This is a genomic window from Streptomyces sp. NPDC049585, from assembly GCF_040675615.1.
GTDB classification, from domain to species: domain Bacteria; phylum Actinomycetota; class Actinomycetes; order Streptomycetales; family Streptomycetaceae; genus Streptomyces; species Streptomyces luteosporeus.
This window is the reverse complement of record NZ_JBFAPE010000005.1, coordinates 99,232-117,980: the sequence shown is the minus strand read 5'-3', so window position 1 is coordinate 117,980 and position 18,749 is coordinate 99,232. Positions and strand designations below refer to the sequence as shown.

16 protein-coding genes are annotated in these 18,749 nt (G+C 75.1%); 11 read left to right on the top strand and 5 right to left on the bottom strand.

Annotated elements, in window-relative coordinates:
* Positions 1–9: 9 nt before the first annotated feature.
* Positions 10–204 (bottom strand): Fe-S cluster assembly protein IscX, encoded by a 195-nt coding sequence (iscX, locus tag AB0K17_RS08075; RefSeq protein WP_365964734.1) that lies wholly within the window; start codon positions 202–204, stop codon positions 10–12.
* A 196-nt stretch (positions 205–400) separates the two neighbouring features.
* Positions 401–1,015: a TetR/AcrR family transcriptional regulator gene (locus tag AB0K17_RS08070; RefSeq protein WP_365982495.1), complete on the bottom strand. Its 615-nt coding sequence runs from the start codon at positions 1,013–1,015 to the stop codon at positions 401–403.
* A 116-nt stretch (positions 1,016–1,131) separates the two neighbouring features.
* On the opposite strand from AB0K17_RS08070, the gene AB0K17_RS08065 reads away from it, so the two are divergent.
* Together AB0K17_RS08065 and AB0K17_RS08060 are read left to right on the top strand one after the other, a co-directional pair.
* Positions 1,132–2,001 (top strand): NAD(P)-binding domain-containing protein, encoded by an 870-nt coding sequence (locus AB0K17_RS08065; RefSeq protein ID WP_365982494.1) that lies wholly within the window; start codon positions 1,132–1,134, stop codon positions 1,999–2,001.
* Positions 2,002–2,221: 220 nt separating this feature from the next.
* Positions 2,222–3,472, top strand: a complete 1,251-nt coding sequence (locus AB0K17_RS08060; protein ID WP_365964731.1) for a cytochrome P450 — start codon at positions 2,222–2,224, stop codon at positions 3,470–3,472.
* Between the two features lie 4 nt (positions 3,473–3,476).
* Here AB0K17_RS08060 and AB0K17_RS08055 read toward each other — a convergent pair whose 3' ends face one another.
* Positions 3,477–4,223 carry an acyltransferase gene (locus tag AB0K17_RS08055; RefSeq protein ID WP_365982493.1) on the bottom strand — a complete coding sequence of 249 codons (747 nt, stop codon included), beginning with the start codon at positions 4,221–4,223 and terminating at the stop codon, positions 3,477–3,479.
* Positions 4,224–4,366: 143 nt separating this feature from the next.
* Between AB0K17_RS08055 and AB0K17_RS08050 the strand changes: the two genes are divergently transcribed.
* From AB0K17_RS08050 to AB0K17_RS08030, 5 genes are all read left to right on the top strand, one after another.
* On the top strand, positions 4,367–4,915 hold the full coding sequence (locus tag AB0K17_RS08050; protein ID WP_365982492.1) for a L,D-transpeptidase: 549 nt from the start codon (positions 4,367–4,369) through the stop codon (positions 4,913–4,915).
* Positions 4,912–5,505, top strand: coding sequence for a TIGR03086 family metal-binding protein (locus AB0K17_RS08045; protein WP_365964728.1), 594 nt, complete (start codon positions 4,912–4,914; stop codon positions 5,503–5,505). Before AB0K17_RS08050 ends, AB0K17_RS08045 begins: the two co-directional genes overlap by 4 nt.
* Before the next feature lie 117 nt (positions 5,506–5,622).
* Positions 5,623–6,585: a hypothetical protein gene (locus AB0K17_RS08040; RefSeq protein WP_365964727.1), complete on the top strand. Its 963-nt coding sequence runs from the start codon at positions 5,623–5,625 to the stop codon at positions 6,583–6,585.
* An 8-nt stretch (positions 6,586–6,593) separates the two neighbouring features.
* Positions 6,594–7,313, top strand: coding sequence for a hypothetical protein (locus tag AB0K17_RS08035; protein WP_365982491.1), 720 nt, complete (start codon positions 6,594–6,596; stop codon positions 7,311–7,313).
* Positions 7,294–8,181, top strand: coding sequence for an inositol monophosphatase (locus tag AB0K17_RS08030; RefSeq protein ID WP_365982490.1), 888 nt, complete (start codon positions 7,294–7,296; stop codon positions 8,179–8,181). Before AB0K17_RS08035 ends, AB0K17_RS08030 begins: the two co-directional genes overlap by 20 nt.
* Before the next feature lie 186 nt (positions 8,182–8,367).
* On the opposite strand, the gene AB0K17_RS08025 is transcribed toward AB0K17_RS08030, so the two are convergent.
* Complete coding sequence (locus AB0K17_RS08025) at positions 8,368–9,594, bottom strand: SLC13 family permease (protein ID WP_365982610.1); 1,227 nt, start codon at positions 9,592–9,594, stop codon at positions 8,368–8,370.
* A gap of 67 nt (positions 9,595–9,661) precedes the next feature.
* Between AB0K17_RS08025 and AB0K17_RS08020 the strand changes: the two genes are divergently transcribed.
* Positions 9,662–15,643, top strand: a complete 5,982-nt coding sequence (locus AB0K17_RS08020) for a TIR domain-containing protein (RefSeq protein WP_365982489.1) — start codon at positions 9,662–9,664, stop codon at positions 15,641–15,643.
* A gap of 15 nt (positions 15,644–15,658) precedes the next feature.
* Here AB0K17_RS08020 and AB0K17_RS08015 read toward each other — a convergent pair whose 3' ends face one another.
* Positions 15,659–16,858 carry a hypothetical protein gene (locus AB0K17_RS08015; RefSeq protein ID WP_365982488.1) on the bottom strand — a complete coding sequence of 400 codons (1,200 nt, stop codon included), beginning with the start codon at positions 16,856–16,858 and terminating at the stop codon, positions 15,659–15,661.
* A 200-nt stretch (positions 16,859–17,058) separates the two neighbouring features.
* Here AB0K17_RS08015 and AB0K17_RS08010 point away from each other — a divergent pair, with 200 nt between their 5' ends.
* From AB0K17_RS08010 to AB0K17_RS08000, 3 genes are all read left to right on the top strand, one after another.
* A complete protein-coding gene (locus tag AB0K17_RS08010) occupies positions 17,059–17,460 on the top strand; it encodes a hypothetical protein (protein ID WP_365964722.1) in 402 nt (133 codons plus the stop codon).
* A gap of 239 nt (positions 17,461–17,699) precedes the next feature.
* The gene (locus AB0K17_RS08005; protein WP_365964721.1) at positions 17,700–18,233 is read left to right on the top strand and encodes a hypothetical protein; all 534 of its coding nucleotides are present in this window, start codon (positions 17,700–17,702) and stop codon (positions 18,231–18,233) included.
* 154 nt (positions 18,234–18,387) lie between these two features.
* Positions 18,388–18,669, top strand: coding sequence for a hypothetical protein (locus tag AB0K17_RS08000; protein ID WP_365964720.1), 282 nt, complete (start codon positions 18,388–18,390; stop codon positions 18,667–18,669).
* Positions 18,670–18,749 lie beyond the last annotated feature (80 nt).

The following is an 18,749-nucleotide window of genomic DNA, read 5'->3' as shown; positions in this document are numbered from 1 at the left end:
GCGTCGCCTTCAGGCGGTTCTGTCGTCCCAGGCGAGCTGGATCGACTCCAGGATCCGCGCGTTGCAGCGCGTGGGGTCGTCGGCGAAGCCGTCCAGCCCGGCGGTCCGCTCGCGGATGTCGGCGAGGCCGACGGCCAGCGGCCTCGCCTGCGGGTGCTTCTCGGCCAGTCCGGCCGCGATCTTCTCGATGTCGGTCCACAGCATGGGCCGAGTCTGGCCGGGCCCGTGCGGGAGGTCCAGCGCACGGCGCCCCTGACGGGGCACTGCACCAGCCCACGGCGCCCCGTAAGGGGCGCGGGGCGGTGTCGATCTGCGGCTGCCGCCGCGCGGGCGCGACGAGCCACGACGCGCCCGCAGGCAGGGTGCCGTGGTGCCCCGCGACGAAGATCCGCCGGACGGGCTAGACGTACGTGCGTACCAGCCGGGCGAGGTGACGGCCCGCCGACAGCAGCGGCTCCTCGCTCCTGAGCACCTGCGCCGTCAGCTCCGCGCCTTCGAGCGTGCTGATGACGGCGCCCGCCAGCTCGTGCGCGGGGTCCCGGTCGAGCCCGCCGTCGCACAGCTTGGCCGCGACCAGGTCCGTCCAGTGCCCGATGGCCTCGGCACAGGCCCGCTGGATGGCCGGGGCCCGCCCGACGGTCTCCAGTGCCGTGGCGGCGACGGGGCAGCCCTCGGTCCAGTCGGACGCGCGCAGGGCGGTGGCCAGCAGCCGGGTGCAGTCCTCGATCGCGGCGGCGGGGTCCTCGGTGCCGGACAGCGCGGTGGTGAGCATGTCGGCGAACTCGCCCTCGCCGTGCCGGATGGCGGCGACCGCCAGCTCCTGCTTGCCCCCGGGGAAGAAGTGGTAGACCGAGCCGAGGGTCGCCCCGGCCTCGCCGGCGATCTGCTTGATGCCGGTGCCCTCGTAGCCCTGACGCTGCAGCAGCCGGGCCGCCGCCCTCACGATCCGCTCGCGCGTGCCGACGGCGGCGTCCGCCGTGCCCGTCGCCTGCTGTGCCGCCTTGGTGGTGTGCATGGCCGAACTCTATCGGATAGAGCGTTCGTTCCAGTTTCTGTGCTACGTTGATCACTAAGTAGAGCGTTCGTTCTAGGGCGGCCTGTGCGGCCGTTCCTGTTGCCCGAGGAGAGACGTTGAGCAAGCAGGCTGTGACCGTCGTCGGACTGGGACCGATGGGCCGGGCGATGGTGGGCGCCTTCCTGGACGCCGGCCACCGTGTGACCCTGTGGAACCGCACGCCCGGCAAGGCGGGCGACCTCGTGGCCAAGGGGGCTGAGGAAGCCGCCACGGTGGAGGCGGCCCTCGCCGCCAACGAGCTGGTGATCCTGAGCCTGACCGACTACGACGCGGTCGACGCCGTCCTCGCGCAGGCGCCCGCCGCGCTCGCGGGCCGGGTCCTGGCCAACCTCAGCTCCGACACCCCCGACCGGGCCCGCGCCGCGGCGGAGTGGGCCGCCTCCCACGGCGCCGTCCACCTCACCGGCGGCGTGCAGGTGCCGCCGCCCATGATCGGCAAGGAGGGTGCGGTCACCCACTACAGCGGCCCGCGCGAGGTGTTCGAGAAGCACCGCGCGACCCTCGAAGTGCTCACCGCCGCCGACTACCACGGCGAGGACCCGGGCCTGGCCGCCCTGTACTACCAGGCCCAGATGACCGTGTTCTGGACCACGATGCTGAGCTTCTACCAGGCGCTCGCCGTCGGCTCCGCCAATGGCGTCAAGGCCGCCGAACTGCTGCCGCACCTGTCCGGCATGGCGACGATGATGCCGCACTTCTTCCAGCTGTACGCCATGCACGCGGACGCCGCCGACTACCCCGGCGACGTCGACCGGCTGGCCATGGGCGCCGCCAGCGTCGACCACGTCCTGCACACCGCCGAGGACGCCGGCGTCGACGTCACCCTCCTCAAGGGCGTCCAGGACGTCTTCCGCCGCGGCATGGCCGCGGGCTTCGCCGACAACAGCTTCTCCAGCCTGATGGAGGTCCTCAAGAAGCAGGTCTGACCCGAACAGAAGCAGGCCCGACCCGAAGAATGCAGGCCCGTCGCCGGCCACGGCCGGGCGGCACGGGGGCTCACACCTGCGGGTGCAATCCGGGGGTATTCGCGATTGTGGTGAATGCTCCCGCAATGAGCGGGAACAGCACCCTTGCAGGGGATCCCCACCCGTGCTGCCCCGGCCGGCTGGCCGGGCGCACGGGAGTGCCAGACGAGGGAGCGACGGCATGACCACTTCTCTTCCCGACCCGTCCTCCACCGGGGGCACCTGCCCCGCCCGGCAGCCCGGCGCCGTCGTCCACGACTGGGCCGTGGACCCCCTGCCCGGCCTGCAGTTCGACCCCTTCCTGCACCGCCTGCTGCGCGAGGAGCCCATCGCGCGGGTGCGGATGCGCTTCGGCGAGGGGGACGCCTGGCTGGTCACCCGGTACGAGGACGTCAAGACCGTCGCCTCCGCGCCCTCGCTCAGCCGGGCTCTGACGGTCGACCGCCCCGTCACCAGCATGACCCCGCACGTCGTGGCGCCCGCCGGCGGCATCGGGCGCACCGACCCGCCCGACCACACCCGCCTGCGCCGGCTGGTGGCCCAGACCTTCGGCCGCAAGCGCGTCGCCGGCCTGCGGCCGCGGGCCCAGGAGCTCGCCGACCGGATGATCGACCGCATGGAGCAGCACGGGCCCCCGGCCGACCTCACCGAGTGCCTCACCGGGCCGCTGCCCGCCCAGCTGATCGGCGACCTGCTCGGCGTGCCCACCCGCGACATCGACCGGCTCCAGGGCTGGCGCTCGGTCATCCTCTCCAGCAACCACTCGCAGGAGCAGAGCGACGCGGTCAAACGCGAGATCGCCGGCTACTTCCGCGACCTCGCCCGGCACCGGGCCGAGCACGGCGGCGACGACCTGTTCAGCGCGCTGGTCGAGGCCCACGAGCAGGGCGAGCTCAGCCAGCCCGAGCTGATCTCCCTGGCCGTCATGCTCGTGCTCAACGGCATGGACGCCGTGCGCAACCAGGTCTCCAACATGGTCTACGCCCTGCTCACCCACCCCGAGCAGCTGGCCCGGCTACGGGCCGAACCCGACCTGCTCCCGCAGGCCGTGGAGGAGTTGCTGCGCTACATCCCCCACCGCAACGGCGTCGGACTGCCGCGCATCGCCACCGAGGACCTCCAGGTCGCCGGCACCACCATCCGCGGCGGCGAGGTCGTCTACGTCTCCTACCTGGCGGCCAACCGGGACTCCTCGGTCTTCACCGAGCCCGACCGGCTCGACCTCGGCCGCGACGAGGCCCCCAACCTCTCCTTCGGCCACGGCGCCCACTACTGCGTCGGCGCGCTGCTGACCCGGATGGAGGCGGAGGTGATGCTCTCCACCCTGCTGGCCCGCTTCCCCCGGCTGCGGCTGGCGGTGGAGGAGAAGGACATGCGCTGGCGGCAGGGCTCCATCAACCGCGGCCCCGAGGCGCTGCCCGTCGCCTGGTGAGGCGTCAGGCCGGCTCCTCGCCTTCCTCCAGCCGGGCCAGCGCCATCAGCTGCTCGGCCGTGACGCCCTCGGGCACCGGCACCGGCGGGGGAGTGCGCAGCGGCGGCTGCCAGCCGTTGTGTGCGTCCCAGGTGCGCACCACGCGCGCCGGGGCCCCGGCCACCACCGCATGGTCGGGCACCGTGCCCCGGACGACCGAGCCCGCGGCGACCACCACGTTGCGGCCGAGCCGGGCGCCGGGCAGGATCACCGCTCCCGTGCCGATCCAGCTGCCCGGGCCGATCTCCACCGCCTCCCGGCGGGGCCACTGCTTGCCCACCGGCACCTCGGGATCGTCGTAACTGTGGTTGGTGGTGGTGACGTACACGCCCGGGCCGAAGAAGCAGTCGTCGCCGATCGTCAGCGGCGCATCGGCTATCACATGGCTGCCGCGCCCCAGGACGACCCCGTTGCCCAGGCGCACCAGGGTGTCCGGGCCGAGGTCCAGGCCGGGCATCATGCCGGCGGTCAAGGTCACGTCCTGGGCGATGATGCAGTGCTCGCCCACCTCGATCCAGCCCTCGCCGAAGACGGTGCCCTGCGGGAACGCCAGCCGGGTGCCGGCCCCCAGACGGCGGAAGCGGTACGGGCCGGGGCGCGCGGCGGTCACCGCCCCGGCCTCGCGGATCCACCGCGCGGCGCGGTGGACGGCCGCGGAGGCCGTCCGGCGCCGCCAGGCGGCCAGGGAGGTGGCAAGGGTCTGCTTGGGCACGGGCTCACCGTACTCAGCGCCGCGGCCCGCACAGCGCCCAGGGCCTGTGATCTTCGCCCCAGGGACGGGCCCACGATCGGGTGACCGGGGCCGGGGCAATCCGGCCGGGCGGCGACGGCGTTGCTAGCCTCGGCCGCATCGCCATGTTCCGTATCGCACCCAGTCCGGGCCGCCGCGCCGCCGTCGCCTGTGCCGCCCTCGCCCTGTTCGCCCTCGGGCCCGCCGGGCGGGCGGAGCCCGCCCCGGCCGGCTCCGACTTCCTGCGGTTCACCAAGGACACCCCGGACGACTCGCGCCTCGCCGTCGTCCGCCACGGGCGGGAGGTCGCCGTCTTCCGCGCCGGCTCCGGCGTCGTCCCCGACGACTGCGCCCGCGGCCAGGGATGGCTGCCCGACGGCACGTACGTCCTGGGCGCGCACCACACCGCCTACGACGGCAGCCTCGTCAAGGGCTACGCCATCGAGCTCGGCAGCAAGCGCTGCCACGACGGCACCGTGCGCAGCCAGCTGTTCGTCCACAGCGAGATGACCCGCACCGGCGGCCGGGGCCGCGCGGAGAACCAGCGCTGGGACGGGCCGGCCGACTACACCTCCCACGGCTGCGTGAAACTGAGCCCGGCCGACATCAAGGAGCTCTACCGCATCCTCGACCGCGACGGCTGGCCGGGCACCCTGCGGGTGGAGCGCCCATGACGGCCGGCGTGGAGTTCGACCTCGGGCCCGCGGCCCGCCGGACGGCCGGCCTGCTCACGGCCGTCACCGACGACCTGCTGACGGCGGCCACCCCCTGCGCCGGCTACCGGCTCGGGGACCTGATCGAGCACATCGGCGGCCTCGCCGCCGGCTTCACCGCCGCCGCCACCAAGGAGGCGCTCCGGCAGGACGCCTCCCCGCCCCCCGCCGGCGACGCCTCCCGCCTCGGCGAGGACTGGCGCACCCGGATCCCCGCCCGGCTGGCGGACCTCGCGCAGGCCTGGCGTACACCCGCCGCCTGGCAGGGCACCACGCGCGCCGGCGGCGTCGACCTGCCCGCCCCGCTGGCCGCCCGGGTGGCGCTGGACGAACTGGTCGTCCACGGCTGGGACGTCGCCCGCAGTATCGGAGCGCCGTACGCGTGCGAGCCCTGGGAGATCGAGGCCTGCATGCAATTCGCCCTCGCGGTCGCCTCCCGCCCCGCACCGGGCCTGTTCGCACCGCCCGTCGAGGTGCCCGCCGACGCCCCGCCGCTGGACCGGCTCCTCGCCCTGACGGGCCGTGGCCCCTCCTGGGCGCCGCCGCGCTGAGGAGCCCTCACCCCCTCCCGGCAGCTGGCGCGGAACGTACTTTGCCGCACATTCATTCTGGCCGCCCGCCGCTTGTCGCTCCTACGATTGACGTAACCGGGGGAGAGGCTGGGGCACATGGCGCGCGGAGGCGCAAACCTGGGGCGCGGCATCGAGCATGCCGTCGCCTGGACCATCAGGAATCTCGACGGCGTCGTGGCACTGGCCGCGGCCGTGACCATCGGCACGCTGGACATCTTCGGCAACAACTTCGACGACAACGTCACCTCGGGCGCCACCTTGCTGGTGCTGGCGGCACTCGTGCTCGGCACGCTGACCGAGCGGCGCCGCCGGGTCGCCGACATCCGCTCCGCCATGGACGGCACGCGGCACGCGCTCGAGGACCTCACCATGGTGCGCTCGCTCTCCGGCGCCGAGCTGGAGTCGGCCCTGGACCGGGCGCGCCGCAGCACCGACCGCTGGGTCTTCAAGGGCGGCACGGGCACCTACCTGCGGGCCGTGACGCTGCCGGAGTGCGTGGAGATCGCCCGCCCGCAGCGGCGTTCCTTCACCGTGAAGATCGACATCGTCAACCCCGCCGACGAGCAGGCGTGCGCGGCCTACGCCCGCTTCCGGCAGACCTTCTCCCACCGCCTGCACACCGTGCCCGGCGGGTCCTGGACCACCGAGCGCACCCGCAAGGAGTCCTACGCCACCGTGCTGGCCGCCTGCTGGCACCGCCAGCGCCTGGACACCCTGGAGATCGAGGTCTACCTCTCCTCCACCGTGCCCACCCTGCGCTTCGACCTGTCCTCCACCTGCCTGATCATCACGCAGGACGACCCGCGACGCGTCAACCTGCTGGTCGAGCGGGACCGGCCGCTGTACGACTACTACGTCACCGAGCTCCACCAGAGCCGCGAACAGGCCCACATGCTCCAGCTCAACCGCACGCTGCCGCTGAGCGACGAGCCGACGGTCGACGAGACCGTGCGGCTCTTCGAGCAGTTGGGCCTGCCGCTCCCGTCCGCCTTCACCGACCGCGACGTCGGCGACATCATCGACAAAGCACTGCACGCGGAGAATCCCTACCGGAGGTGAGCTCCCCCGTGCGCAGCCCCGTGGACTACCGGCGGATCGCCCATGCCATGGCCGCCGGCCCGGCCGCCGCCGGCGAGCTGTACGAGGCCGCGGCCCTCGCCCTGACCGAGATAGCCGCCGGGCGGCGCACCCTGCGCGCCGTGCGGCACCCGCTCGGCTTCCTGTGCCTGCCCGTCGAGCGGGAGGCGGACCGCGGCGTGTGCGTGCACGTCTTCGACGACGACGCCCGCCGCGCGGCCCCGGCCCTGACCACCTCGCCCGTCCACGCGCACAGCTGGGACCTGGCCAGCTGCGTGCTCTACGGCGAGGTGGGCAACGTACGGGCCCTGGTGCGCGAGGACGCGCACGATCCCACCCACCGCCTGTACGAGGTGCACAGCACCGCCCCCGCCGCCGTCGGGGCACCGGCGTGGAACGACACCCCGGCCGTGGACGAGATCCGGCCGACCACGCGCCTGGTGCGGTGCACGAGCGACCCGCAGGAGACCAGCACCGCCGGCGAGGTCTACCGGCTGGCGGCGGGCCAGTTCCACGCGACCGTCGTGCCCGACGGCACCCGCGCGGCCACCCTCCTGCTCGGGCGCACCCGCCCGGGCGGAGCCGACCTGACCGTCGGTCCGGTGCATGGCACGACCCACCGGGTGGTACGACAGACATGCGACGCCGCCACGACCGCCCGGACGGCCCGCACCGTCCTGAGGAGGATCCATGGACACCACGGCGGATGACCCGACACCGCCCGGAGCCGGGGGGCGGTTCGCGGCCGAGCACGAGGTGGCCGTCTCCGCGGCCCACGAGGCCGGGGCGCTGCTGCGCTCGCGCTTCCACAGCCACTACGGCGTCCGGGCCAAGGGCGCGGACGGCGACGTGGTCACCGACCTCGACCTGCTCGCGGAGCGCCTGGTCGTGCGCCGCATCAAGGAGCGCTTCCCCGCCGACCGGATCCTGGCGGAGGAGGCCGGTGTCGTCCCCGCCCAGGGTGCCGGGGCACCGGCCGGCGGCGCGCGCACCTGGCTGGTGGACCCGCTGGACGGCAGCAACAACGTCGTCATCGGCCTGCCCGCCTACGCTGTGGGCATCGCCCTGTGCGTCGGCGGCTCGCCGGTCGTCGGCGTGGTGCACGACCCGGTGACCGACCGGACGTGGACGGCCTCGGCCGGCGGCGGCGCCTTCGGCCCGCAGGGCCGGCTCACCGGCCCTTGCCGACCGCTGTCGCCCGTCGGGCCGCTGCTCGCCTGGACCCAGGGGCACGCCGTGGGCCGCTGCGACCCGGTGGCCGGGGCGCTCAAGGAGACGCTGGAGGCGCGCTGCCGGCGCGTACTGCAGCTGTGGGCGCCCCTGCTGGCGTGGGCCATGCTGGCCCGCGGGGACATCGACGGCTTCGTCGGCTACCGCGCCGAGGCCATCGACCTGCCGGCGGGCGCGCTGCTGGCGACCGAGGCCGGGCTGGTCATCCGGTCCCTGGACGGGGGCGCGTTCCGCGGCGGGATGAACGGCCCCGACACCGACCGCAGCTTCGTCGCCGGCCGCTCCGAGGACATCCCCTACCTGCTGGAGCTGGTGGCACACGCCAGGACGGCGAACACCCGCTCGTGACGTGAGCAGCGCCCCCTCAAGGGACGCGGGGCAGTGCCGATCTGCGGCTGCCGCCGCGCGGGCGCGACCGGCCACCGACGGCCCGCAGCCGACGCGCCACCGCGGGGCCCGGGCGAAGCGCCGCACTCCGACTGCGGACGCGTCGTGGCTTGTCGCGCAGTTCCTCGCGCCCTTACAGGGCGCCCCCTATGCGGCGCCGGTCGCGACCAGAGCCGCCACGGACGCCGCCAGCGCCCCCGCGGCCAGCACCGCGCCCGTCGCCATGAACCGCCCCAGGGACACGCGGACGCCCTGCGCGTGACAGCGCTCGAACCACAGCAGGGTCGCCAGCGACGCCCACGGCGTGATCACCGAGCCCACGTTCGTGCCGATCAGCAGCGCCAGCAGCTGCTGATGGTTGCCCAGCGGAACCGCCGCCTCACCGGCCAGGTACACCGGCAGGTTGTTCAGCACGTTGGCCAGCCCGCCCCCGACCGCCGCGGCCCGGAACGCCCCCGCCGTCCCGCCGTCCGTCCCCACCGCACGCGCCAGCAGCTCGTGCAGACCGTGCACGTTGACCGTCTCCACCACCAGGAACAGCCCCGGCACCAGCACCAGCAGCCGCCAGGGCACCAGCGACAGCCGCAGCACCGACCGCCGCCGCACCGCGAACGCCACCACGGCCAGCGCGGTCGCGGCCGCCGAGGCCACCCACAGCGCGACCGCGTCGACGAGGATCGCCAGCAGGAACCCCGTACACGCCAGGGCGCACACCCGGAACAGCACCGGATCCCGTGGCCGGGGCGCCACGGGCGGTACGTAGACGTCGGCGCCGCGCCGGCCGCGCCGCCAGTAGAACAGCCACAGGCACCCCATCGTCACCAGCACCGAGGCCAGTTGGGACGCCCACATCCGCGCCGCCAGGCCCGTGGGCGAGAGCGCCACGCGGTCGGCGGCCAGCAGGTTCGTCAGGTTGGACACCGGCAGCAACAGGCTCGCCGTGTTCGCCAGCCACACCGTCGTCATCGCCAGCGGCACCGCGGCGATCCCCACCCGTACCGCCAGGGCCAGCATCACCGGCGTCAGCAGCACGGCCGTCGTGTCCAGGTTCAGCGTGATGGTCGTGACCGAGGCGAAAACCACGCACAAGACGAACAACCGGGCGTAACTGCCCCGCCCGGCCCGTGCCACCCGCGCCGCCACCACGTCGAACACCTCGGCGGCGGTCGTCAGCTCCGCCAGCACGATCACCGTGCCCAGGAACGCCAGCAGCGGAGCTATGCGCTGCATCGCGCTGCCGGCCGCGTGCGCCGGCAGCAGCCCGCAGGCCAACAGCAGCAGTCCCAGCGCCAGCACCCCGCCGGCCAGCCAGTCCAGCACATGCAGACGCCGACGAATCCGGCCGGTCAACAGACATATGGAACGCACGCGCATGAGCATGGCACAACACGATTCCTGCGAACACAGTGACCGCGCGGGAGCCGCTTCCTAGGATGGGACCATGGTCGCACCCCAGGAAATCGACGGGCAGCACCGGCCTTTGGACTTCTTCGTCAGCTACTCGCCCGCCGACGAGCACTGGGCGTCGTGGATAGCGTGGACGTTGGAGGAGGCCGGCTACCGCACGGTGCTGCAGGCCTGGGACTTCGTCCCCGGCACCAACTTCGTCGACTTCATGGACCGCGGGGTCAGCGAGTCCGCCGCCGTCATCGCCGTCCTCTCCCGCAACTACGAACGCTCCCGTTACGGCCGCATGGAGTGGCAGGCCGCCCTGCGGGCCGACCCCGACGCCCCCGAACGCCGGCTGATCACCGTGCGCGTGCAGGACATCCCCGTCGAGGGGCTGCTGGCCACCATCACCTATGTCGACCTCGTCGGCGTCCAGGACGCCACCGTCGCCCGCGACCTGCTCCTGACCCGCGTCGGCCACGCCCTCGAAGGCCGCGCCCGCCCCACCCGCCACCCCGCCTTCCCCGGGCTGCCCGGCGGCGACGCCCGCCCCGCCGGCGCCCCGGCCCTGCCGCCGCCCCGGGACGGGCACGCCCCCGGCACCCCGGGCTGGGCCGGCCGCCGCCGGCCGGCCACCGCGCCCGGCTACCCGCGCGCCGCCGCCGATGCCCGCACTCGGCAGTCCGTCAGCGTCCTGCACCTGGCCGGGCCCTGTTTCGGCCGCGGCGCCGACCCCGCCGACCTGCAGGCCACCGTCTGGAGCGACCTCGTCGAGCTCACCGACGCCGGCGCCCCCGCCCCCGACCTGCTCCTGGTCACCGGCGACCTCACCGCCTCCGGCAGCCCCCGCGAGAGCGACCAGGCGCTGACCTTCCTGACCGGGCTGCGCTCCCGGCTGGCACTGGCCGCCGACCGGCTCGTCGTCGTCCCCGGCGGCCAGGACGTCAACCTCGCCGCCTGCCGGGCGTACTTCAACTACTGCGAGGCCGACGAGCTGCAGCCCCGCCCCCCGTACTGGCCCAAGTGGCGCCAGTACGCCCGGCTGTTCCGCGAGCTCTACCAGGGGCTCGACGTCGTCTTCGACAGCGACCAGCCCTGGACGCTCTTCCCCGTGCCCGCCCTGCGCACGGTCGTGGCCGGTCTCAACTCCTCGATGGCCTACAGCCACCGCCCCGACGACCAGTACGGCTGGCTCGGCCACGAGCAGGCCGCCTGGTTCGCCCAGGCCCTGCGCCCCTACGAGGCCGAGGGCTGGCTGCGCCTGGGCGCCCTCAGACACCCGCCCGAGGGCCGCCATCCGCTCGACGCCCGGCCCGAGTCCCACCCGGGCGCCACCGACCGCACCGGCACCCCCACGGGTACCGGACGGCGCACCGAGGTCGGCCCCCTGCGCGACACCGACGTCCTCACCCGTCTCACCGCGCCCCGCCTGCACCTGCTGCTGCACGGCCCCGCCACCGGCCCCCGGCCCGGCGCGAGCCCGGACGCCGCCGGCGCCCTGCCGCTGGCCGCCCGCGAGCTGCCGGTGCTCGGCACCGCCGCCCCCGGCCGCCACCGGCTGCTGGAGATCACCCGGGAAGGGTTCACCCGCTGGCCGGAGAACCCCGGCGGCACCCCCCGCCGCTACGCCGTCGCCTGGCCCGGCACCCGCGGCGTCTTCGGTCCGCAGCAGCCCGCCGCGCCGGCGCCCGGCACGGAGGACGCCACCGGAGACGGCGGCGCACCGGCGGACGGCACGCAGGCGCCCCCGACGGCCGACGCGGAGGCCCGCGCCGTCGAGGGCCCGCTGGAGTCCCTCGTCTCCCGCGTCGCCGAGGTCTGCCGGATCCGCCACGAGGGCGTCCAACTGCGGCGCATCCCCGGCAGCCCACCCTCCCTGCTGGTCACCTGGAGCGAGTCCGGCTTCGTGCGCCAGCAGCGCGTCGGCGTGTGCAGCGGCACCCCTCAGGCCGAGGACGTCGACGCCTTCATCGACCACGTCCACGCCTCCGGCGGCGACGTCGACGCCGAGCTCGTCCACGACGGCCCGCCGCCCGAGCGGGCCCTGCGCGAACACGCCCGCCGCCGCGGCGTGCTGGTGCGCAGCTTCACCGAGTTCCAGGGCCTGCTCGACCTGCGCGCCTACGTCGCCGCCCAGACCGAGCGGCTGAGCAGCGACCCCCAGTACCTGCCCGGCCTCTACCTCCCCCAGCGCTACCGCGAACTCGAGCGCCCCGGCGGCGCCGAGCGCGACGGCCTGGTCGACGACCTCGTGCAGCTCCTCGGCGCCGACCACGGCCGGTTCGTGCTGCTGCTCGGCGACTTCGGGCACGGCAAGACCTTCGCCATGCGCGAGCTCGCCCGCCGCCTGCCCGCCGAACTGCCCCATCTCGCGCCCCTGCTGATCCAGCTCAACGCCCTCGACAAGGCCCACTCCCTCGACGGCCTGGTCGCCGCCCACCTCGCCGGCCACGGCGTCGACACCATCGACCTGCGCGCCTTTCGCTACATGCTCCGCCAGGGCCGCGTCGTCCTGCTCTTCGACGGCTTCGACGAACTGGTCAACCAGGTCAGCTACGACCGCGCCGCCGACCACCTGCAGGTGCTCCTCGACGCGGCCGTCGACAACGCCAAGATCGTCGTCAGCAGCCGCACCCAGCACTTCCGCTCCCAGGCCCAGGTGCTCACCGCCCTCGGCGAGCGCGTCGGCCTGCTGCCGCAGCGCCGCCTGCTGGCCGTCCAGGAGTTCAGCCCCCAGCAGATCCGCTCCTACCTCGTCAACCGCTACGGCGACGTCCAGGCCGCCGACCGCCGGGTGCGGCTGCTGGAGGGCATCCCCGACCTGCTCGCCCTGTGCCGCAACCCCCGCCTGCTCAGCTTCGTCGCCGACCTCGACCAGGAGCGGCTGCGCGCCGTCGCCGGCGCCGGCCGCGCCCTGAGCCCGGCCGGGCTGTACGAGGAGGTGTTCACCTCCTGGCTGCGCCACGAGGAGCACCGCGGCCAGGGCGCCCCCGGCGCCACCCCCGGCCTGAGCCTGGCGCAGCTGTGGCGGGCCGTGACCACCCTCGCCCTGCGGCTGTGGGAGAGCGGCCAGAGCGCCCTGCGCCTGGACGAGCTCCACGACGTGGCCGAGGCGCTCGCCGAACTGGCCGACAGCAGGCTCTCCGTGCCGCACGCCGCCCACGCCGTCGGCTCCGGCAGCCTGCTGGTGCGCACCGACGACGGCCTCTTCCGCTTCATCCACGGCTCCGTCGTCGAGTGGCTCGTCGCCCGTGAGGCCGCGGCCCGCCTGGAGGACCCGGGCCAGGGCGAGGCCGACCTGCTCGCCCGCCGCCCGCTCAGCCAGCTCGCCGTCGAGTTCCTGTGCGACATCGCCGACCACCGCACCTGCCAGCAGTGGGCCGAACGCGCCCTGGCCGGCGAGGGCGAGGACGCCGAGGGCAGCACCGGCGAGACCGCCCGCGCCAACGCCGTCAAGATCCTCAGCCGGCTGCGGGTGCCCGCCCACACCGACCTGCGCGGCGCCGTCCTGGCCGGCGAGGACCTGTCCTACCGCGACTTCTCCGGCGTCGACCTCACCCGCGCCGACCTCTCCGGCGCCAGCCTCGTCGGCGCCGACTTCTCCGGCGCCGTCCTGCGCGAGGCCCGCCTCGCCGGCGCCCGCCTGGACGACGCCGACCTCTCCGGCGCCGACCTGCGCGGCGCCGACCTGCGCCGGGCCCGCCTGGTCCGTACCGACCTGCGGGGGGTGCGCGTGGCGGACAGCAGCTGGCAGCGTGCCGCCCTCATCAACTCCCTCACCGAGCCGGAGGCCCTGCGCACCCCCGAGCTGCGCGTCGCCGCCGTCACCCCCGGACTGCCCGCCGAACCGGGCCTGCGCCCGGCGGCCGTCGGCGTCCCCTACGGCTTCGACATGCGCACCAGCCGCCTGCCCGAGCCCGTCTCCTTCAGCCCCGGCGGCGAACTGCTCGCCCTGGGCAGCGAGGACGGCGGCGTCCTGGTGTGCGACGCGGCCACCGGCACCGCCCTGCGCACCTTGCACGGGCACACGGGCCGGGTGTACGCGGTGAAGTTCCGCGGCGACGTCCTGGCCACCGGCGGCGCCGACGGCACCGTACGCCTGTGGGACCCGGTCTCCGGCGCCTGCCGGCACCGCCTGAGCGTCCACCCCGACGGCGTCTGGCCCGTCTCCCTCGACCCCGGCGGCACCCGCCTGGCCACCGGCGACGCCGAGGGCCAGGTCACCCTCTGGGACACCGCCTCCGGTGCCGCCGGCCACCGCCTGACCGGCCACCGGGCCCCGGTCTACACGGCCGTCTTCAGCCCCGACGGCTCCCTGCTGGCCACCGGCGACGCCGCGGCCTGCGTACGGCTGTGGGACACCGCCTCCGGCCGGCTCCTGGGCGAGTTGCCCGGCCACCACGGCGCGGTCTTCCGCGTCCGCTTCAGCCCCGACGGCACCCTGCTGGCCACCGGCGACATGGGGGAGAGGGGCCGCGGCACCGTCCGCATCTGGGACGTGGCCGGGCGCCGGCTGCGCCACACCTGCGCCGGGCACCCCGGGCGCGTCTACACCCTCGACTTCCACCCCGGCGGGCACCTGCTGGCCAGCGGCGACACCGAGGGCCGCGTCCTGCTGTGGGACCCGCTGACCGGCCGCGCCCAGGGAACGCCGCTGGTCGTCGGCGGCGCCGTCTACCAGGTGGTGTTCGACCCCGAGGGCTCCCTGCTGGCCGCCGGCGGCAGCGACGGGTCGGTACGCATCTGGCGCGTCGTCCCGCCCGGCGCGCCGGCCCCCGCCGGGGCCGAGCCCGCCGGCGCGCCGGCGGTGGCGCTGCGTCAGCAGCCCGCGGACCACCAGGGATCGGTGTGGGCCTGCCGCTTCCGGCCCCGGGCGGGCGCGGGCCCCTCCGAGGGCGGCCCGCTGCTGGTCTCCGCGGGCAACGACGGCGTCGTACGGCTGTGGGAGACCGGCACCGGCCGCGGCCGCAGCATCCTGCGCGGCCACGGGCGCAAGGTCTCGCAGCTCGCCTTCAGCGCCGACGGCGCCCAGCTCGCCGCCTGCGGCAACGACGGCGTGGTGCGGCTGTGGGAGCCCGTCACCGGCCGCTGCCTGCGCGAGGTCACCGGCCACAACGACCGCCTGGTCTCCGCGGTCTTCGCCCCCGGCGCCCCGGTGCTGGCCACCTCCAGCAGCGACGGCGACGTGTACCTGTGGAACGCGGCCAGCGGCGAGTACCAGCGGGAGATCGACGCCGAGACCGACCACGTCTGGGCCGAGGCCTTCAGCGCCGACGGCGAGATCCTCGCCACCGCGAACGACGACGACACCGTACGGCTGTGGTATCGCAGCACCGGCGCCCACGTCACCACGCTCTCCCAGCACCGCGGCCGGGTGCGCTCGATCTCCTTCACCTCCGACGGCACCCGGCTCGCCACCGGCTGCGACGACCGCTTCGTGCGCGTGTGGGACCTCGCCGACAGCACGCTCACCGCCGAACTCGCCGGCCACGAGGACCGCGTCTACGCCGTGGTGCACGGACCGGGGGACGCCTGGCTGGCCAGCGCCTCCTGGGACGGCACGGCCATCGTCTGGCGCGGCAACCTGCCCTGGAGGCACCTGCGCGGCCACACCGGCCGCATCTGGACGGCCGCCGCCCACCCCACCCGGACGCTGCTGGCCACCGCCGGCGACGACCGCACCGTACGCCTGTGGGACCCGCTCAGCGGCGAGGAGACCGCCCGGCTGACCGGCCACACCGGCCGCGTCCTCGCCCTGGCCTTCAGCCCCGACGGCACCCTGCTGGCCAGCGGCGGCGAGGACGGCACCGTACGGCTGTGGACCGTGCCGCAGGAGGGGCCCCCGACCGCCCGGGCCACCTTCGTCGGGGTGCCGGGCGGCTGGGCCGCCCTGAACCCCGCCGGCGGCTACAAGTTCGACGGTGACGTCGGCGGCGAGTTCTGGCACGTGGTGGGCATGTGCCGGTTCGAACCGGGCGAACTGGACGAGCACCTGCCGGGGGTGACGCGCCTGGCGGCCGACGCCCCGCTGTGACGGCCGGTGCCGGGCTCAGCCCAGCCGGACGCGCACGAAGCGCGGCCGGTAGACGGCCGCCCGCGCCATGACGTCCCGCGGGTCGAGGCTGTTGACGTTGTACGACACCACCAGCTCGCCCGGCCGCTCCAGGTCCGGGTGCTCGTGCGGGTTGTAGGCGATGACGTCCGCGTCGCCGTAGGTGCCCCGCGGGCCCGCCTCCGGCGCGGTGTACACCGTCACGGGCCGGGTGAACGGCCCGCCCGGGGAGCGCGCCCACGCCAGCTGGATCCGCGGGCTCAGCGCCTCGTCGGCCTGCTGCGTCACCAGCGCGTACCACCCGCCGTGCGCCACGACGCTGAGTTCCTGCGAGACGCGCAGCGGCGCCCCGCCCGGGCCGCGCAGCGGCGCCGCGCGCGTCTCGGCGTCCGACCATCCGCCGCCGGCCGTCCGGTAGCGCCACGGCCCGCGCAGGTCCCGGCCGCAAGTCCGCGCCAGGTACAGCCGGCTGCCGCCGCCGGGCCCCGCCCGGGTGCCGTAGACGTACGTCCGGCCGCCCTCGCGCAGCAGCCACGCGCCCCAGGCCGTACCGGTCGTGGACGGCAGCGGGGTGAGCGTCCGGGGCCGCGTCAGGTCGCCGGCGCCGAAGCGAGCGAGGACGTTGCCGCGCCAGGCGACGTCGAGCGGCCCCGGGCCGGTGCGGGCGTAGCGCGCGTAGACCACCGCGGCCCCGCCGCCGTCGGGCAGCCCCGCCCGCGCCCAGTACCAGGGGCCGTCCGGCCGGTCGCCGCCCGCCTCGCGCACCAGCGACACGGGCCGGCCCGCCCGGTCGTGCCCGGTCAGGGTGTGCGGGCCGCGGGCGTCCCACAGCACGAAGCTGTTGTGCACGAAACCGCTGCTCTTCGGCCCCGGGCGGCCGTCGTCGCCGACGGGCGGCCGGGAGCCGTCCGGGCGGACGGTGCCGAGGAAGGTGTCGGAGAACACCCACAGCCGCCCCGCCCGCACCGGCACCGAGTACGTGCTGTCGCCGCCGGTCCAGCGCCCGTCCGGCCGTCCCCGCTCCGCGTACGCGGCGAACGCGTCCGTCAGCGCCGGCAGCGGGCGCACGGCCAGCACCCGCGGCGGCGCACCGGACGGTGCCGACGGCGGCAGGAAGGCGCAGGTCGCCGCGAGGGCGGCGAGCAGCAGCCGGTGCGCCGCCCGGCGGCGCGAAGGACAGGAGTGCGCGCGGCTCATGACACCTCGCCAACGAGCCGTGGGCGGCGGGGTTGCGACGGGCGGTCGGCGGGCGGCGCGCACCGCTCGGCCGACCGGGTGATAAATGCCAGCGCGCTCACGCTGAACGGCTGCACCCGCGGGCCCGGGGCGCGACGATTCCGGATGCCGGGATCGTGCACCTGAACCCGGCGACCCCCGTCCCGTCCGTGGAGGTGTCCATGTACGCAACCGAGCTGGCAGTCAAGGCGCTGGAGCCGACCCCCGAGGAGGAGCGCCTGGCCGAGGACTTCGTCACCATCCTCGGGTCGCTCTCCGCGATGGAGCAGGCCCTGCGGGACGGCGCCTGGCACCGTCTGCGCGAGGAGGCCGACGAGCTGATGAGCGCCGCCGAGGAGATGTGGTCCGGCCTGCCCGAGCCGGGCACCGCCGGAGGCGCCCGGCTGCCGTCCCAGGCCGACAGCGCCAAGGTGCGCCAGCTGATCGCCGTCTACGCCGGGGCGTACGCCGCAGGGCGCGCCCTGTACCCCAGCAGCCTGATCGAGGACGAGCAACTGCGCCGGGCGGTGGAGGAGGAGCGCCAGGAGGCGATGGTTCCGCAGGCGGCGGCCGCGGCGGGCTGAGGGGCCGGCACGGCGGCGGTGCGGCGGCCCGGCCGGCCGGGCGCGCGGGCCCCGGACGGCCGGACGCACCGGCCTCACCACCCGCACCGACCGGCACATCCCGGCCAACTCGTACGCCTGTGCCCGTGCCGCATCAGGCCTCACACCAGCAACGGAACCGTGCCGGGAGCGGCCGGGCGTGGCCGGTGTCGTTCGGGCGGTGCTGTCGTACGGCATGCGCGTGTCTACTCTCCTCGGCCATGCGCTCTCACAGCCTCAGACGCTTCGGTCTGTCCGCCGTCCTCGCCCTCGCCGCCGGCCTGTCCGGGATGGTCCAGCCCGCCTCGGCGGCGCCCGCGCCCATGACGCTCACCGTCGACAAGGCCAGCGCCACGCCCGGATCCACGGTGACCATCACCCTCACCTTCACCAACGACCAGACGACGAACACCCAGTTCGTCTACCAGTCGTTGCAGCCGACGTGGAACACCTCGCAGGACCCGGGCCTGAAGTACGCCCTGAAGACCTGCGCCGGCGACACCGTCCAGTGCGACGTCACGCCGACGACCGGCACCCTGCGCTACAACGTTCCCGTCGTCCCCGGCGCCAGCCGCACCGCCAAGATCACCTACCAGATCGCCCCCGACTCCGCCTGCGGCCCCAGCCGCCGCATCGAGTTCTACTCGTACCTCTACTACGAGTACCAGGGCGGTCAGGCCAAGAAGGACGGCATCTACCAGACCGGCACCGACATCGCCTGCCCGGCGACCCCGCACGTCGCCTCGCACAAGTAACGAGCAGCGCACGCCGAAGCACGGCCCCGGCCCTTGGCCGGGGCCGTCGCCGTATCTCGCCCAAACCCGGGCTGACCAGGGTCGATTGTCAGTGCCCCGCAGTAAAATGGACCGTAAGAAAGAGGGTTGCACGACCGCCTCTGGAGGACGCCCCATGGCCGCTGCCCCGACCCCGCTGCCCAACCTGCCGACCCTGCCCACGCTGCCGCCCAAGCGCCTGCCCGCCGGGCATCCGCGCGCCTGGTACGAGTCCCACAACCGCCAGCTGAAGGCCATGCGCCTGACGATCGCCCTGCTGCACTCCGGCGTCTACACCGCGGACCGGGCCACCGACCGCCGCATACGCGTCGCCGCCGAGCAGATCGGGGTGCACCGCCCCTCCGACACCACCTGCAAGGCCGTGCGCTCGCTCATCCGCCGCTGCCACCGCGACTGACCCGCCCCGCCCGACCGGGAACACCCGGGGCACCCCGCCTCGTTGGGCACGTGAGGGCCCGGCATCCGCACGGCCCACGA

Excerpts from the sequence above, each read along its gene's own strand:
- AB0K17_RS08020 (WP_365982489.1), top strand. The coding sequence starts at position 9,662 with ATGGTCGCACCCCAGGAAATCGACGGGCAGCACCGGCCTTTGGACTTC.
- AB0K17_RS08000 (WP_365964720.1), top strand. The coding sequence starts at position 18,388 with ATGGCCGCTGCCCCGACCCCGCTGCCCAACCTGCCGACCCTGCCCACG.
- AB0K17_RS08050 (WP_365982492.1), top strand. The coding sequence starts at position 4,367 with ATGTTCCGTATCGCACCCAGTCCGGGCCGCCGCGCCGCCGTCGCCTGT.
- AB0K17_RS08015 (WP_365982488.1), bottom strand. The coding sequence starts at position 16,858 with ATGAGCCGCGCGCACTCCTGTCCTTCGCGCCGCCGGGCGGCGCACCGG.
- AB0K17_RS08070 (WP_365982495.1), bottom strand. The coding sequence starts at position 1,015 with ATGCACACCACCAAGGCGGCACAGCAGGCGACGGGCACGGCGGACGCC.
- AB0K17_RS08010 (WP_365964722.1), top strand. The coding sequence starts at position 17,059 with ATGTACGCAACCGAGCTGGCAGTCAAGGCGCTGGAGCCGACCCCCGAG.
- AB0K17_RS08005 (WP_365964721.1), top strand. The coding sequence starts at position 17,700 with ATGCGCTCTCACAGCCTCAGACGCTTCGGTCTGTCCGCCGTCCTCGCC.
- AB0K17_RS08040 (WP_365964727.1), top strand. The coding sequence starts at position 5,623 with ATGGCGCGCGGAGGCGCAAACCTGGGGCGCGGCATCGAGCATGCCGTC.
- iscX (WP_365964734.1), bottom strand. The coding sequence starts at position 204 with ATGCTGTGGACCGACATCGAGAAGATCGCGGCCGGACTGGCCGAGAAG.
- AB0K17_RS08030 (WP_365982490.1), top strand. The coding sequence starts at position 7,294 with ATGGACACCACGGCGGATGACCCGACACCGCCCGGAGCCGGGGGGCGG.
- AB0K17_RS08025 (WP_365982610.1), bottom strand. The coding sequence starts at position 9,594 with ATGCGCGTGCGTTCCATATGTCTGTTGACCGGCCGGATTCGTCGGCGT.
- AB0K17_RS08060 (WP_365964731.1), top strand. The coding sequence starts at position 2,222 with ATGACCACTTCTCTTCCCGACCCGTCCTCCACCGGGGGCACCTGCCCC.
- AB0K17_RS08045 (WP_365964728.1), top strand. The coding sequence starts at position 4,912 with ATGACGGCCGGCGTGGAGTTCGACCTCGGGCCCGCGGCCCGCCGGACG.